This is a genomic window from Bacillus sp. LSHTCR4, from assembly GCF_057197025.1.
Genome location: NZ_JBXUNO010000001.1, coordinates 1,222,874 through 1,237,254, shown reverse-complemented (window position 1 = coordinate 1,237,254; position 14,381 = coordinate 1,222,874). Strand labels below are relative to the sequence as shown.

16 protein-coding genes and 1 pseudogene are annotated in these 14,381 nt (G+C 33.7%); 3 read left to right on the top strand and 14 right to left on the bottom strand.

From position 1 onward, the window contains the following. Positions 1-2: 2 nt before the first annotated feature. The 3 genes from casK to AC2CGR_RS06345 all read right to left on the bottom strand — a co-directional run bounded on the left by casK (position 3) and on the right by AC2CGR_RS06345 (position 2,923). The gene (gene casK, locus AC2CGR_RS06355; RefSeq protein WP_087964175.1) at positions 3-1,121 is read right to left on the bottom strand and encodes a two-component system sensor histidine kinase CasK; all 1,119 of its coding nucleotides are present in this window, start codon (positions 1,119-1,121) and stop codon (positions 3-5) included. Positions 1,122-1,278: 157 nt separating this feature from the next. Further along, positions 1,279-2,172 (bottom strand): mechanosensitive ion channel family protein, encoded by an 894-nt coding sequence (locus AC2CGR_RS06350; RefSeq protein WP_087964176.1) that lies wholly within the window; start codon positions 2,170-2,172, stop codon positions 1,279-1,281. A 313-nt stretch (positions 2,173-2,485) separates the two neighbouring features. After that, positions 2,486-2,923 (bottom strand): Hsp20/alpha crystallin family protein, encoded by a 438-nt coding sequence (locus AC2CGR_RS06345; RefSeq protein ID WP_484480668.1) that lies wholly within the window; start codon positions 2,921-2,923, stop codon positions 2,486-2,488. A gap of 225 nt (positions 2,924-3,148) precedes the next feature. Between AC2CGR_RS06345 and AC2CGR_RS06340 the strand changes: the two are divergent. Further along, positions 3,149-3,244 (top strand): annotated as a pseudogene (locus tag AC2CGR_RS06340) (DNA mismatch repair protein MutT); the annotation flags it as partial. A 29-nt stretch (positions 3,245-3,273) separates the two neighbouring features. Here the strand turns inward: AC2CGR_RS06340 and AC2CGR_RS06335 are convergent. The 9 genes from AC2CGR_RS06335 to asnB all read right to left on the bottom strand — a co-directional run bounded on the left by AC2CGR_RS06335 (position 3,274) and on the right by asnB (position 10,683). Continuing rightward, entirely contained in the window at positions 3,274-3,822 is a 549-nt protein-coding gene (locus tag AC2CGR_RS06335; RefSeq protein WP_087964178.1) for a cysteine hydrolase family protein, read from the bottom strand. Positions 3,823-3,933: 111 nt separating this feature from the next. Beyond that, positions 3,934-4,188 (bottom strand): hypothetical protein, encoded by a 255-nt coding sequence (locus AC2CGR_RS06330; protein ID WP_087964179.1) that lies wholly within the window; start codon positions 4,186-4,188, stop codon positions 3,934-3,936. 66 nt (positions 4,189-4,254) lie between these two features. Continuing rightward, positions 4,255-4,743, bottom strand: coding sequence for a putative periplasmic lipoprotein (locus AC2CGR_RS06325; RefSeq protein ID WP_029438131.1), 489 nt, complete (start codon positions 4,741-4,743; stop codon positions 4,255-4,257). A 260-nt stretch (positions 4,744-5,003) separates the two neighbouring features. Then, the gene (locus AC2CGR_RS06320) at positions 5,004-5,651 is read right to left on the bottom strand and encodes a nitroreductase family protein (RefSeq protein WP_087964180.1); all 648 of its coding nucleotides are present in this window, start codon (positions 5,649-5,651) and stop codon (positions 5,004-5,006) included. Positions 5,652-5,749: 98 nt separating this feature from the next. Then, a complete protein-coding gene (gene dat, locus AC2CGR_RS06315) occupies positions 5,750-6,625 on the bottom strand; it encodes a D-amino-acid transaminase (RefSeq protein ID WP_087964181.1) in 876 nt (291 codons plus the stop codon). A 131-nt stretch (positions 6,626-6,756) separates the two neighbouring features. Beyond that, positions 6,757-7,719 carry an ABC transporter substrate-binding protein gene (locus AC2CGR_RS06310; RefSeq protein ID WP_087964182.1) on the bottom strand — a complete coding sequence of 321 codons (963 nt, stop codon included), beginning with the start codon at positions 7,717-7,719 and terminating at the stop codon, positions 6,757-6,759. Positions 7,720-7,950: 231 nt separating this feature from the next. Further along, on the bottom strand, positions 7,951-8,280 hold the full coding sequence (locus AC2CGR_RS06305) for a hypothetical protein (protein WP_087964183.1): 330 nt from the start codon (positions 8,278-8,280) through the stop codon (positions 7,951-7,953). A gap of 48 nt (positions 8,281-8,328) precedes the next feature. After that, entirely contained in the window at positions 8,329-8,688 is a 360-nt protein-coding gene (locus AC2CGR_RS06300; protein ID WP_087964184.1) for a GNAT family N-acetyltransferase, read from the bottom strand. A 93-nt stretch (positions 8,689-8,781) separates the two neighbouring features. Continuing rightward, positions 8,782-10,683 (bottom strand): asparagine synthase (glutamine-hydrolyzing), encoded by a 1,902-nt coding sequence (asnB, locus tag AC2CGR_RS06295; protein WP_000333816.1) that lies wholly within the window; start codon positions 10,681-10,683, stop codon positions 8,782-8,784. 217 nt (positions 10,684-10,900) lie between these two features. On the opposite strand from asnB, the gene AC2CGR_RS06290 reads away from it, so the two are divergent. Beyond that, positions 10,901-11,365 carry an Hsp20/alpha crystallin family protein gene (locus tag AC2CGR_RS06290; RefSeq protein WP_001288083.1) on the top strand — a complete coding sequence of 155 codons (465 nt, stop codon included), beginning with the start codon at positions 10,901-10,903 and terminating at the stop codon, positions 11,363-11,365. Between the two features lie 38 nt (positions 11,366-11,403). Here the strand turns inward: AC2CGR_RS06290 and AC2CGR_RS06285 are convergent, their stop codons facing one another. Beyond that, positions 11,404-11,991 carry an SCO family protein gene (locus AC2CGR_RS06285; protein WP_087964186.1) on the bottom strand — a complete coding sequence of 196 codons (588 nt, stop codon included), beginning with the start codon at positions 11,989-11,991 and terminating at the stop codon, positions 11,404-11,406. A gap of 334 nt (positions 11,992-12,325) precedes the next feature. On the opposite strand from AC2CGR_RS06285, the gene AC2CGR_RS06280 reads away from it, so the two are divergent. Next, complete coding sequence (locus AC2CGR_RS06280) at positions 12,326-13,300, top strand: MBL fold metallo-hydrolase (protein WP_087964187.1); 975 nt, start codon at positions 12,326-12,328, stop codon at positions 13,298-13,300. A gap of 198 nt (positions 13,301-13,498) precedes the next feature. Here the strand turns inward: AC2CGR_RS06280 and AC2CGR_RS06275 are convergent, their stop codons facing one another. Then, entirely contained in the window at positions 13,499-14,341 is an 843-nt protein-coding gene (locus AC2CGR_RS06275; protein ID WP_003266758.1) for a DegV family protein, read from the bottom strand. Positions 14,342-14,381 lie beyond the last annotated feature (40 nt).

Below are 14,381 nucleotides of genomic sequence, written 5' to 3'. Positions count from 1 at the left end.
CTTCAAACCGGTAATTGAATTTCAATTTTTGTGCCCTTTTTTAGCTCAGTTTTTATTTGAAATGATCCGTTCATCAACTGAATACGCTCCTTCATACTTTTTAAACCGAGTGCCGACTCTCGTACCTGATCTTGTATAAATCCTATTCCGTTATCCTCTATGTAAAAATACAACTGGTTATCTTCTATTTTTAAAAGAACATTTACCTTTTCACACGAAGCATGTTTTTTACAATTATGTATCGCTTCTTGACTAATACGCCATAAAACTTCTTCTATTTCATCTCCAATTGAAACCATTCCATCAATTCGAACTTCCACATGAACCCCTAACAACTTTCCATAATTTTGAATTGCTTCTGCTAACCCTTTTTCTAGTCCTTCCGGTCTTAATTGCCAAATCAAAAGTGTCATCTCTTGTAATGCTTCCTGTGATAATTCTCCAATATAGCTCAGCATCTCTTGCAAGTCTCTATCTTGCGTCATATTTAGCGTACCTTTTGCGGTTAGCATAATAGAAAATAACAATTGTTTTACTGAATCATGTAAATCACGTGCAAGTCGATTTCGTTCAGCTACTACTACATATTTACGTTCTTTTTCCACTAACTGAATACGTTGGATTGTCGTCCCTATTTGAAATGCAATTGATTCTAATAATGCTAATTCTTCCTCTGAAAAATGTGTTTTTTGAGGCGCGGCCACATTTAAGAGACCAAACTTCTCCGACCCGGACCTTAATGGAATTGTCGCATGGTGCGTAACATCTTCGGTATCTCCCCAATTACATTCAATCGCATCCTCTATCCGCTTACATTCAATAATATTCGTCGCTTTTTCTAATCTTCCATTTACAAAACGCTCTACACACCAGCAGTCTCCTTCACACATCGGCTTCTTCTCTTGCCACGTAAGAGCCGCTGGTAAGTTTTCATCTACAAGCATACGGTGCTTTCCACTTTCATCAATAAAAAAAATCCAGCCTGTTTGTAAATTCATAACTTGTAACAATGTGTGTAACACTTTTTCTAACATGTCTTGTAAATCTGTTGCTTCATTTAATAATTCAGCAATTGCTTTTAATGCTTCTAAACGATGCATCTCTTTTTCTTCAAAGTTCATTTTCATCACCATCTACCATTATAACATTAAGAAATTTCTAAATTCTACAAATTAAAAAGAACTGAATTCCTTCAGCTCCTTGTTTATATCGATTATTTTATTATTATTTTTCTATCCAATGTTGAAAGCAGCATTTCCGTTACCAAACTATTCTACTTTAGCTGTCCGATAAAGATTGTCCACCTTGGCTATGCTGTAAACTTTCAGTAGTAACAACCATATTTGCTGCTGGCATTTGCACTTGATTCTTATGAAACATAGACATTAATTCAAACCTTACTTGTCTAGAAGTTTCAAAATAATCTTCTGGCTTTATTAAACCTGTAATACAAAATTCATATCCAACATATTTCAGATTCGGGTTTAAATCTGTAACACCTACATATTTAAACGGTTCAACAGCTTCACCCTCTACCTGATAAAGACTTTGGGCCAATTTTTCATTACAATTCACACAAACTTCCTCTAACAATTCCTTAACTCTTGTAGGATCTTCCTGATAACTTACCGTAATCCGTTCAATTACGCGCATCCAGCCTTTATTAAAATTTTGTATCGTTCTAATCTCTCCATGTGGTATGGTAAGGAGTTTTCCTGACCATTCACGAATTTGCATAAAACGAATACTAATTTCCTCAATCGTTCCTGAGTTTGTTCCGTTAAAAGTAACAAAATCGCCAACGCGAAACTCTTTGTCCGCTAATCTCGCAAAGCCTAATATAACATCTTTCAGCATCTGTTGTGCAGCAAAACCGATAACAACCCCTGCTATCCCTGCACCTGCAATGATACTTTTTATATCTACAAATTGGCTAATTAAATATATAATTAGACTGATGATAATGATATATCTAAAAATAGATCGAATCACACTTTGAATCGTTTGCTCTACCTCTTCATCAAAAAAGCTTGATTTCCTAAAAAACCAATCAATAATGCGGTTTATTACAAAAGAAATAATGAGCAGAACGAAAGCAAATAGTAAAAATCTTAAAAGCAAAAACTCCCTTACATAATTAAAAAATTCTTCCGTATACGTTAATAAACTCATCTAACCACTTCCTTACTAATTAAAAAATTCATAATCATCTCAGTTTATTCTAGGAAAATCTATTATCCTAATCTAAAATGCCACTACCCTTACTATGTATTTTGACTTTATTACTAATTCAGCTTATACAGTATGTCTAGATGTTGTTTTCTTTTCCTTTCCTTTCCTTTCCCTTTAAATATACCCTTTTTAATAACCTAAGGGGAGCAAATCGTGAAATTTTTTTATACGTTAAAACTTTATTCATCTCATTACGATTCCAACTCATTTATTCATTAACTACGTAAAAAAAGAGCTGAATTTATCAGCTCTTTTATTCAATATTAATTGTTGTCTTACTACTTTTTTCTTCTTTCAATTTTGGCAATTCAATTGTCAATATGCCATCTTTATAATTTGCTTTAACATTTTCTTCCTCAACTTGTTTAAAATTAAAGCGTCGAGTTACAGAACCTATAGAACGTTCTTTACGAATATATGTGCCATTCTCGTCTTTTTCTTCTACTTCATTATGATTCGTTGCTTGGATTGTTAATATATCTTGTTCAAAATCAACTTGAATGTTTTCTTTTTGAAAACCTGGTAAATCTGCTTTCACAGTATATTTACCAGATTGCTCATGAACATCTACTTTAAAAGTATCCATGTTCAGTGGCTTAAAGAAAGCATCTGTCATCCCTTCTAATAAAGAAGGCCCAAAATCAAAAATGCCATTTTGACGTTTTGTTATCTCTGGAAATAAATTACGCATATTTTTTCCTCCTTATTATTTATGAATGAAAGATTATCTCTTTCTGCCTTTATTATAACATTTGGTCAAAAAAGGTCAAAGTTTTTGTTTGACCTTTTTTGATGTATATTTTACCAAATAACACAAATAAGTTATATGTCATCTCTCCCCTTATAAAGAGGAATATATTTACATAATAACGAATAGTTTATTTACTCTTATTTTTTCTTACGGAGGTTACATACAATGGGATATATTGAAGAACTTAGAAAAGTTGTCGGATCAAGACCACTCAATCTAACAGGAGTTGCTGTAGCTGTTTTCAATGAACATGGACAAATAAAAGAGACCTTTTTTAAAGGCCTCTTTTTTCACTTCACTTCTGCATGTAGGCATGACTTAAAATGTCCAAGTGCATATTCATGCCCTTGTGCATTAAAAGATGCAACCGCCTTTTCATAAACAACAATTTTAAACCCTTTATTATAAGCATCTACTGCTGTATGAAGAACGCAAATATCAGTACAAACACCTACAAGATGAACTTCTTCTATTCCTCTTTCTCTTAGCTTCATATCTAAATCCGTTCCAGCAAACGCACTGTATCGCGTTTTGTCCATATAATATACATTCTCTGCATTTTTATATGTTTCGTACACATCTTGTAATTCACCAAACAAATCTCTTCCACTTGTACCAGCTATATTATGAGGCGGGAATAACTTTGATTCTGGATGATATACATCGTTTTCTTCATGTTTATCGATCGCAAAGACTACGTAATCTTCATTTTCAATATATTGCTTCGTTAAATGGACAATTTCCTTCTCAATTTCTTGTCCTGGTTTTCCGCAGGTTAAAGCGCCTTTCTCAGCTACAAAATCATATGTATAATCAATATTTATAAGAGCTCGTTTCATTACTATCTCTCCTTCTCCTGTTTCACAGTAAACAATAGAAAATTTGTTATTACGACATCGTATGTACTATTCGACATTTCAAATGAAATACCTACATTTTTCGTCTGAAACTTACCTTAATCCGAGTTTATCATATAATAGATAAACAATGGTAAAACAAATAGCTCCTATTAATAAATCATGAATTTGATAACGGAGCGTAACTTGCATAACCTCTTGTATCATAAACCACATTACTGACATCATCATACTAATCAAGACGATACGAATACACCGATTCACATCTTCAACCTCTTTTTCTGTCATAGTAGTAATAATTGATTTCTTCCTATTTAATCGTATTAGAAAACGAAACAAGTGATTCACTATTGCACACTCTTGTCCAAACAAAAAAGCACACTACTTTTTTGAGTAATGTACTTTTTATTCCTATTAAGACGCAGGTTTTGTCTCAAATGTTGCTTGATTAAAACTAATAACCTTTCCTTTTGGGTCATTGTTTTCATACTGAACTGCAGTAATTGTATGACTACCTGTTTCAAGCGCCTTTTCTTTTAATTGTACTGTTGTCTGTGTTGTACTAGTTACTTGATGTTTATCTGCAAATACTTGATCTACAAATACGAATGTTTCTTTATCATTTTGAAAATTAGAAAGCTCTAATTCCACGTGTTGAATTAAAGTATCCTTTTTGATAAATACGGTTGGTATATTGCCATTGTCAGACGTACCATCTGGAGTAATAACTTTCACTTTTCCTTCTCCAATTGGCATTACTCCTTCAGGAAATACAACTATATTCTCACTACTTGCGTTTACGACTTGTTCTTCTGGCTTTGATTGTGTACCCTCTTTTTCCTTTGGAGCACCGCAACCAACTAATAACAATACAGACAATCCAGTGATTATGAATTTTTTCAAAATTCATCCCCCCTGTCATTTCATTATAATTTATTATACAAAAATAACTTTAAAATTTTAAGACTACTTTCAACACATTCATGAACAACTAGAATCTTGCTCACGATTAATGTATCATACTTTCCTTAATAGAACATTAATTTTTTTTATGAAATAAATAGTAATTCCCTCTTATCTATCATTTTAGCCTAACGGATTAATTACATACCTATCCAAAATAAAAAGACATTGTTTCATTCAATGTCTTTTTATTTTCGGCTTTAAAAAACAAATGTTGTAATCTCATCCACTTCTTTTCTTGGAAGTTTCTTCGGTTTATCCTTCGGAAAACCGAGTGAAATAACCATATTTATTTGTTTTTCAGGCCCAATTTGTAAATATTGTCGTAGTTCATCTTGAGCTAATAACACCGGCCCTGTCATTGGGCATGTACCAAGCCCCTTCGCATGTGCAGCCAACATTAAGTTTTGTGCCGCTAAACAGCTGCTTTTAATTCCTTCTTCTTCCCAAACTGAATCTGGAACAAAAGCAATTGGATCAAATATTTTTTCACGAAACTTTGATTCATATGGCGTTGCCAAACATACGATTAATACTGGGGCCTCCGAGAAAGCTGTTGCATATGGTCCGAAAGATCGTGTAAGTAATTTCCCTGCTTTCTCTTCTCCGTTTTCTGCCGCTTTTTCCGCAAGTTTATGTAATGCATCCCATGTCATTTGTTCAATTTCTTTAATTTTTTCTCGGTTCATAATGACCAAGAATTCCCAAGTTTGCGAGTTCGTATCACTCGGTGCATAACGAGCACAATCAATAATTTCTTTTATATCACTAGTGGATACTTCTTGTTCTGTGAACTTTCTAACACTTCGTCTTCCGTGAATTACTTCTTTAAAATCTTCATAATGCATACATTAAATCCCCTTTTTACAGCGTTTTCAAATCTTGTCCTATCCTTAAATTATATCATGAAAAAAAGCTGGAGGAATACCAGCTTTTTTCTTCAATATTAGTTCGTAACTTTAAACAAACGAATACTTTCTTCATATGCAACTTGGAGTTTCTTTGTAATCGGTCCTCTTTCGCCGTTTCCGAACTGCTCGTCACCAATTTGAACGACTGGGAATATTTCAAGTGGTGTCGCTGTGAAGAAGCACTCATCGGCCTCATACACTTCTTGAAGTGAAAATTCCCTTTCTTCTACTTCAATATGTAACTCTTTCGCTAATGTAATAACGTAGTGACGTGTAATGCCGTGTAGAATGAAATTGTCAGCCGGATGTGTAATCAATTTATTATTTTTCACCATAAAGAAATTTGAATGACAACCTTCCGTTACAATTCCATCTCGCACTAATATCGCTTCTTGATAGCCTTGTTCGTTTATTTTATTTTTAATCATAATATTAGGTAGCAAGTTTAAAGATTTTATATGACAGAACTTCCAGCGTATATCCTCTTCTACAGTAACTTTTATTCCTCGTTCCATAGCAGCAATTGGTCGTGGAAAAGAAACAATGTTTGCAAAATATGTTGGTTGCATATTTGACTCATATACATGATTACGTGCTTGAGCACCTCTTGATATTTGCAAATATACATTCCCATCTTCTTGAAATTGATTTTTTTCAATCATTTGATGTAACTCTTCCGCCAACTCTTCCTTAGTAAATGGTGGAATTAGTTTTATTTCTTCCATAGAATGAAAGAATCGTTCTAAATGTAAATCTAATAAATGTGGCTTCCCATCATATAGTCTGAATACCTCGTATATACCATCACCAAATTGAAAGCCTCTCTCCTCTAATGGAATCATCGGTTGTTCTTCCTTCGTATTTACAATTCTTCCGTTAAATAAAATCCAATCTTTATGAGTAGCTTTCATTTATTCCCACTCCTTTATTCCATGATTATTTTAATTGTACAACTTATGCACGTTCAAAAGAAGGAATTTTCTGTATTTTAATAAAATAAAAAGTGCATCACCTATTTAAAGTAATGCACTCGATTATTCATTTACTTCAGAAAATATTTTTCAATATCATCTAACATAAGATTTGCAGCTACAATACCACCTGCTGTATTCCAAATCACTTCATCTACTTGGAATACTTTATTATCTTTAGAAGCCTGCAGTTGCTTAAAGAGCGGATCTTCTGTCCATTCTTTCGCTAGTGTGTTTCCTTCATTATTCTTATCTGCGTCTTTATCTGATGTGAAATAGAATAAGTAGTCCCCGTCCATATTTGAAATTTGCTCTTTTGTAATTCCTTTAATTGCAAATTCATCTTTATCTTGTAATGGTGGTCGTTTAAATCCAATATCATTTAATACAGCACCTGAGAATGAATTTTTTTGATAAATACGAACATCACCAGGGACGAAGCGAATAATGGAAACTTTAGAATTAATTTTATCACCTAATTGTCCTTTTATTGCTGCAATACGCTTTTTATAATCATTTAGAGCATTTTGCCCTTCTTTTTCTTTATTTACAGCTTTTGTATACAGTGTAAAGTTTTCTTTCCAATCACCGCGTAATGTTTCAGCATATACTGTTGGCGCGATTTCTTTTAACTGCTCGTATATTTTTTCGTGACGCATTTTATTTCCGATAATTAAATCCGGCTGAAGCTTCATTACTGCCTCTAAATTAATGTCACGCTCAGTTCCTACTACTTTTGTATTTTTTAACTCTTTCGCTAAATGAGGATACCATTCATCACCAGCTCGTGGTTTTGTCGTTCCAACTGGCGTTACTCCAACAGATAAAAGTGCCTCAGCGCCCTCATTTGTTAAAACAACAACTCTTTTTGGCGTACCATTCACTGTCGTTTCGCCCATTGCATGTTTTATCGTATACGAATCTTTTGCTTTAGCTGCTGTATCATTTTCTTTCTTCTCTTCTTTACTACACCCTGCGATTATGATCGTTAGTAGCATAACGCAAAATATAAGTATATTTTTAGTGCGTGTCATAAGTCCTCCTAGTTGAAATTGATTATCATTTACATTGTAAAGATTAATGTATATCTCATACATTGTCAATAGATATATCAGAAAACCTTTTCAATATATATAATTTAGACCTCGTTTTTATTCAAACTATTTTTGTACTTATTTGTTACTCACATTTTTTAATCGTAACATGTGAAACATAAATAGACATAAGAAAGTAATTGTAATTCCAGTTAATACAAAAAAACCGCCTTATGTAAGGCGGTTTCTATCATTTTGTTTTAACCAATTTAAAATAAATATATACGATTGATAGTGAATATAACGTATGCAAAATAAAAGGAATAAAAGGGCTATTCCAGTGGTACTATACAGCAAACCGAACTTCAAAAAAATATGTAACAGCGGTGGAAAGTTCGTTATGTTTTGTAATGTAAGTAGCATACAAAACAAAAGGAAAAACACTGGAGCATATTGTAATTCATACGGATTTCTCTTCTTATTCATTCTTTTTCGAATAAACTTATGGCTTAGCTCTGCTACTAGGAAACACCCTCCAATTAATACAAGACCAGAAGTCATTGTCATACATCCACCTGCCTTATATTTATCCTGCATAAGTACTCATCGTTATATTTTCTTCACATATATTCCATCTTCCTCATTAAAACCAAAGCTCTCAATGAAAGATTTCGCTTGTTCTGTTAATTCCGTTTGTACTACCTTTATCTCTTTCACATTTCTTTCTTTCATCATCGTTTCAAATGTAAAATACGTATTTGTTCCATAACCGTAACTTTGATAATCAAAGTGAATAATTAACTGAGATAAAACCGCAGTCTCCCCTTGAACACGATAATCTATTACACCAATATATGTATCATCGACTTTCACACAATACTGTACCTGTTTCTCACTTAAACTATGTGAGTGAAACATTTCTTTAACAACGCTTTCATTTTCTACAGTTACTTTTTCAAACGTAATCATATGTTGTCCATCCTTTTACTATTATTGTATCAATCATACGTCCTATTTATGAAAAAAACCTTAAGACCGTATGCGATCTTAAGGTTTTTCTAATTAAACTAAGCTATACGCACGTTTCGTTTCTTCGTGGAACTTATTCGTATCGTATTTATGCTCAACATAAATTTGATGCCATACCATAAACGCAAGTACAGTCCAAATTTTACGGCTATAATCGCCTTTATCTGCACAATGTGCTTCCAGTAAGTTTAATACATACTGTTTGTCGATTAAATGCTCTGTTTTACTCTCGTTTATAATATTGATAGCCCAATCATGCATTTCGTCTTTTAACCAGTGACGAATTGGTACTGGGAATCCAAGTTTTTTACGATCTAATACGTGATCTGGAACGATTCCGCGTGCTGCTTCACGTAAAATAGCTTTCGTAGTTCCGTTAGCAATCTTAAATTCAGTTGGAATTTTAGATGCAACATCGAATACTTCTTTATCTAAGAACGGTACACGAAGTTCTAATGAGTTCGCCATTGTCATTTTATCAGCTTTTAATAAAATGTCACCGCGTAACCAAGTGAACATGTCAATGTACTGCATTTTGCTTACATCATCATAATCTTTAATCTCGTTATACAATGGTTTCGTGATATCCATATAGTTAACACTTTCATTGTAATACTTCATTAATTCAGCTTTCTCTTCTTCACGGAAGATTTTCGCGTTTCCATAGTAACGCTCTTCAATTGGCGTACATCCACGCTCTAGGAAGCTCTTTCCTTTAAAGCCTTCTTTAAGAGCACCACTTAATGCTTTTAGAACGCTCTTACCTGGGCTAGGAATGTAAGAGAACATTTTCAGTGAGTTTGGCTCACGGTAAATGTTATAACCACCAAATAGCTCGTCTGCACCTTCACCTGAAAGAACAACTGTTACATGTTTACGTGCTTCTTTAGCAACGAAGTACAACGGTACAGCTGCTGGATCAGCTAAAGGATCATCCATATGCCAAATGATTTTTGGGAACTCATCCATAAACTCTTTTGCAGAAATGAATACATTATGGTTTTTAACACCCAATTTCTCAGCAGTTTCTTTCGCAACATCAACTTCACTGAAACCACGTTGCTCAAAACCAACAGAGAATGTTAAAAGATTTGGATTCATTTCTCTTGCGATAGAAGCGATGATAGATGAATCGATACCACCAGATAAGAATGAACCTACTGGTACATCACTGCGCATATGCACTTTTACTGAATCATATAACACATCACGAATTGCTTGGATATGCTCCTCTTTCGTTGCACTTGAAGCATTGAAATAAGGCTTCCAGTAGCGATGGATTTCCATCTCTTTACCGATTTCTTTTACGAAATAATGACCGGGCTCGATTTTATTAACATCAATTGTTAATGTTTCTGGCTCTGGACCATATTGGTACGTAAAGTAATGTTGTAGTGACGTTGGATTAACACCTTTATCTTCCATCACATGCATAATACTTTTCTTCTCAGATGCGAAGAATGTAGTATCACCTTGTTGTGCGATGTATAAAGGTTTAATACCGAAGTGGTCACGTGCACCGAAAAGTTTCTTTTCTTCACGATCCCAAATCATAAATGCAAACATACCACGAAGGTAGTCTACACATTTTTCTTTCATATGTGCATACAATGCAATGATAACTTCTGTATCAGATTGCGTTGCAAACGTTGCACCTTTTTCAAGTAACATTTCACGTAATTCTACATAGTTGTAAATTTCACCATTAAAAATAATTACATATCGATCATTTTCATAAGTTAGCGGCTGATGTCCTGCCTCTAAGTCAATGATACTTAAACGGCGGAAGCCAAATTGTACATGTTCATCACGAAAATATCCTTCGTCATCTGGACCACGGTGGAAAATCATCGTGTTCATATTTTCAAATTGATGTTTTTCTGTTTCTGAAAACTCTCTAGGGTTTTCACATAAACATCCTACAAAACCACACATACTTCTTACCCTCTTTCAGTTTTCATTCTGTCTCTATACTACTATATCAACCCTATTTATACTAGCATAATCAACTGAATATGGCGACCAAAAACTATAAAAAAATCACTCCATTTCACATTTTTAACAATTTTTTATGAAAACATGAAAACTAGGCACTCACCTTTCTCCGCTTTTGTCATATGATATTGCAAATTGATTTTTAGGAGGGAATATCATGAGTGAAGAAAAAAAAGACTCTTCTCGCCCACCGGTTCGTAATTATTTAAAGCAAATTGATGATTTCTTCGAGCAAACACCACTTCGTAATGTAATCGCTGATTTAAATCATTTTTTCCAAAAAGGAAACCGTTTATTAACATTCCCTGTAGATTTATATGAAGTTGGTGAAGAACTCGTTGTTACAGCTGAACTACCAGGTATACAAAAAGAACAAATTCAAATTGAAATACAAAGTGAATACTTAAAAGTCTCTGTAAAAGAAGAAATACTCGAAGAGGCTGAAGAAGAAACATCTCATAACTATTATCGCCGAGAACGTTCCATTTCAGAAGCATCCAGATTAATTAAATTACCGTACTCAATTAATAAAAAAGCAGCGAAAGCTTCGTATCAGAATGGCGTGTTAGAAATTCGGGCACCAAAACTTCCTCAACAACATGACATTTTATCCATAGACTAATGTAAAAAAGAAGGGTGCTTGAATCTGCACCCTTCTTTTTATTCTGCTAATCGCTTCATATCACGTATAATGTCCTCATACGGCGTATTACTAATACCACTATACTTTTTCATTACTTTTCCGTTTTGATCAATTAAATAAAATGATGTACCATGCATAACTTGACCATTCTCAGGTTTATCTACAAGCGTTTGGAAATTATCTTTTGCAAACTTTGTAATGTCCTCTAACGAATAACCCGTTAGTAAATTCCAGTTACTAGTATCCTCTGTAAACTTTTGAATGAAAGCCTTCAAATTCTCCGGCTTATCAAGGTCTGGATCTACACTAAACGAAACAAACTGAACGTCTAATTTCTCTTCTTTTGCCATCTTTTGCAGTTTTGCCATATTAGCAGTCATAGGCGGACAAACTGTTTGGCAGTTTGTGAACATAAAATCTGCAACCCAAACTTTCCCTTTTAAATCTTTTGTACCAAATGGCTTTCCATCTTGATTTGTAAATTGGAAAGTTTCTAAATCCCAATTTAATGGTTTACGAAGCTTTGAACCTGATCCACTACATCCAGCAAGTACAAAGAGACAAAATACAACCATAAGACCAATTATTTTTTGATAACGCTTCATTTATAAACCTCTTTTCTCTATCCTAAATTTAAATAGGTTATGTTTATCATAACAAAAGTTAACACTACGAGAAAATTGTTTACTACATTTGTTCACGAAATCGTACGAATTTACGTATGTTACTTCTTTATTTCAAGCGAATTACTAGACAAAATATTTTTTTCACTATTATTTCTCTAAATAGAAGTTGCAAAACTAATTTTGTTGTTACTTTTGTAAATAGATCCCCCTATTTTTTAACAATTCCTTAAACATTCATCCATGTTATACACTGTATTCCTTAACAACATTTCGGTACAATACAATTACAATGATTTTAAATGAGGTGATGTTCATGGCAAAGCGCTATGAAAATATGGATAATGTTAGCACAAAAAAATCAATTCGCTCTTTTATACGCTGGCGTAAAGAACGAAAGCAAAACAAAAAAGATTTTTCTTTCTTAGTAGAACAATCACCTGTTAAACAAAGTGCATTTTTGCAAAGTAATGTTGAAAAAACGACTGTCACATGGATTGGGCATTCCACTTTTCTTATCCAAACAAATGGACTTAATATATTAACGGATCCAGTATGGGCCAATAAATTAAAGCTAGTCCCAAGACTTACAGAACCTGGACTTTCTATAAAAGAACTACCTAAAATTGATATTGTTCTTCTTTCACATGGTCATTATGATCATTTAGATTTTTCAACACTTCGCCAACTTAACGATGACGTATTATACTTAGTACCCATTGGGTTAAAAAAATTATTTACTCGTAAAAAATTCAACAATGTAGAAGAGTATAAATGGTGGGAAAGTACGACTATTGATGATGTCTCCTTTCACTTCGTACCTGCTCAGCACTGGACGAGAAGATCATTATTTGATATGAACACATCTCACTGGGGTGGATGGATTATTAAGAATGACAATATGGAGGAAACCATTTATTTTTGTGGAGACAGTGGCTATTTCCAAGGTTTCAAAGAAATTGGCAAACGCTTTTCAATTGATGTTGCCCTTATGCCAATTGGAGCTTATGAACCAGAATGGTTTATGAAAATATCTCACGTTTCACCTGAAGAAGCAGTGCAAGCTTATTTAGATTTAAATGCTACACACTTTATACCAATGCATTACGGAGCTTTTGCACTCGCCGATGAAACACCTCGCGAGGCAATAACAAGGCTTCGAAATAATTGGAATTTGCGTATGTTACCGTGGGAACAACTGCATGTACTCTTTTTAGGTCAAACTTTCACTTATAATATCGAAACACATGCTAAGAAAGTGAATGAAAAAATTGAAACGTTACATGTGTAACGTAACTACTGATTTTCTATATCCAACATATAATATAGAAAATCATAAAGCGAAACTTTAATCAGTGGGTGTTTTCTATGAATGAATATTTACAGACTCGCTATATCATTAGCGGAAGTGCCTGTATAGCCCTTCTTATTTCTTACTTTCTATTCACATAAAAAAGCTACTTGAAATAAATTTCAAGTAGCTTTTTTATTACTCTGCTAAATACATAAATCCGATTGCACCAGGACCTGTATGAGTACTAATAATAGGCGTTGTAAAGAAAATTTCTGATTGAGCAAATCCACTTACTTTTTCAACAGCCGCTTTTACATTTTCAGCTAAAGGAATTGCTTTCGCATGCGGAATTGCCACAGCTTTTACAACTTTTCCAGCTGTATCTTCCTCAAATAACTTAGCTAACGTTTTTACAATTTGCCCTTGGCTACGTACTTTCGTTACAGGGTTATAAACACCATCTTCAAGGCTAGCAATTGGTTTTATATTAAGTAGTGAACCGATAAACGCTTTTCCTTTACCAATACGCCCACCCTTCACTAAGTTTTCTAATGTATCTACTACTACATATAAACGAGTATTCTTTCTTACTTCATCTACACGTTTTAAAATTTCTTCTAGTGAGCGTCCTTCATTTGCCATTTTCGCAGCTTCAACTACTTGATATGCTAAAGCATGTGTAATAAATTGCGAATCAACAACTGTTACTTTTGTGTCGGTCATTGATGCAGCACTATTTGCAGTCGCCACAGTACCACTCATTCCACTTGTCATATGAATAGAAAGTACTTCACTTCCATCTTCACCTAACTTATCATACATTTCTACAAATGTACCCATTGCTGGTTGTGATGTTTTTGGTAGTTCCTCTGATTTAATCATTTCTTCAATAAATTCATCTGGTTGTAGATCAACGCGATCTAAATATGTTTGTCCATTTACAGAGATTGATAATGGTAGAACATGAATGTCATACTTCTCAATTACCTCTTGTGATAAATCTGCCGTTGAATCTGTTACAATTTTAATTTTTTGCATATTATATTCTTCCCTTTCCAATACGCTCTCCTTGTTATTA

Excerpts from the sequence above, each read along its gene's own strand:
- casK (WP_087964175.1), bottom strand. The coding sequence starts at position 1,121 with ATGAACTTTGAAGAAAAAGAGATGCATCGTTTAGAAGCATTAAAAGCA.
- AC2CGR_RS06350 (WP_087964176.1), bottom strand. The coding sequence starts at position 2,172 with ATGAGTTTATTAACGTATACGGAAGAATTTTTTAATTATGTAAGGGAG.
- AC2CGR_RS06345 (WP_484480668.1), bottom strand. The coding sequence starts at position 2,923 with ATGCGTAATTTATTTCCAGAGATAACAAAACGTCAAAATGGCATTTTT.
- AC2CGR_RS06335 (WP_087964178.1), bottom strand. The coding sequence starts at position 3,822 with ATGAAACGAGCTCTTATAAATATTGATTATACATATGATTTTGTAGCT.
- AC2CGR_RS06320 (WP_087964180.1), bottom strand. The coding sequence starts at position 5,651 with ATGCATTATGAAGATTTTAAAGAAGTAATTCACGGAAGACGAAGTGTT.
- dat (WP_087964181.1), bottom strand. The coding sequence starts at position 6,625 with ATGAAAGCTACTCATAAAGATTGGATTTTATTTAACGGAAGAATTGTA.
- AC2CGR_RS06310 (WP_087964182.1), bottom strand. The coding sequence starts at position 7,719 with ATGACACGCACTAAAAATATACTTATATTTTGCGTTATGCTACTAACG.
- AC2CGR_RS06305 (WP_087964183.1), bottom strand. The coding sequence starts at position 8,280 with ATGACTTCTGGTCTTGTATTAATTGGAGGGTGTTTCCTAGTAGCAGAG.
- AC2CGR_RS06300 (WP_087964184.1), bottom strand. The coding sequence starts at position 8,688 with ATGATTACGTTTGAAAAAGTAACTGTAGAAAATGAAAGCGTTGTTAAA.
- asnB (WP_000333816.1), bottom strand. The coding sequence starts at position 10,683 with ATGTGTGGTTTTGTAGGATGTTTATGTGAAAACCCTAGAGAGTTTTCA.
- AC2CGR_RS06290 (WP_001288083.1), top strand. The coding sequence starts at position 10,901 with ATGAGTGAAGAAAAAAAAGACTCTTCTCGCCCACCGGTTCGTAATTAT.
- AC2CGR_RS06285 (WP_087964186.1), bottom strand. The coding sequence starts at position 11,991 with ATGAAGCGTTATCAAAAAATAATTGGTCTTATGGTTGTATTTTGTCTC.
- AC2CGR_RS06280 (WP_087964187.1), top strand. The coding sequence starts at position 12,326 with ATGGCAAAGCGCTATGAAAATATGGATAATGTTAGCACAAAAAAATCA.
- AC2CGR_RS06275 (WP_003266758.1), bottom strand. The coding sequence starts at position 14,341 with ATGCAAAAAATTAAAATTGTAACAGATTCAACGGCAGATTTATCACAA.